The organism is Mesorhizobium sp. M2E.F.Ca.ET.209.01.1.1, assembly GCF_004010375.2.
Classification (GTDB): Bacteria; Pseudomonadota; Alphaproteobacteria; order Rhizobiales; family Rhizobiaceae; genus Mesorhizobium.
The window spans coordinates 1-316 of sequence record NZ_SADP02000848.1 but is presented as its reverse complement, the minus strand read 5'-3'; the positions used below and the strand labels follow the sequence as shown (position 1 = coordinate 316).

General features: G+C 60.8%; 1 protein-coding gene. It reads right to left on the bottom strand.

Features of this window, described 5'->3' with window-relative positions:
- Positions 1–28: 28 nt before the first annotated feature.
- A partial coding sequence (locus tag EN852_RS38185; RefSeq protein WP_135879861.1) for a VOC family protein occupies positions 29–316 on the bottom strand: 288 nt, incomplete at its 5' end.

The window sequence follows — 316 nt, the reverse complement described above, 5'->3', positions numbered from 1 at the left end:
GCATGGGTTTCGAATAGGCCACAGCGCGTCAGGGCACCTGCACGCCGCGACAGACAGCGGCAAGCTTGTTGCCGTCTGGATCGCGCGCATAAGCTGCATAGAAGTCCGGGCTGTAGTGCAATCGCAGGCCAGGGGGACCCTCGCAACTGCCTCCATTGGCGAGGACCGCGGCATAAAAACCGTCGACCTCTTTCCATGATCGCGCTCTGAACGCGACCATGCTGCCATTTCCTGTCGTCGCAGCTTGTTGGTCGAATGGTTTTCCGATCCAGAACGCCAGTTCGCGCAAACCGCCGTCCTCGTAGATGCCCCAGCC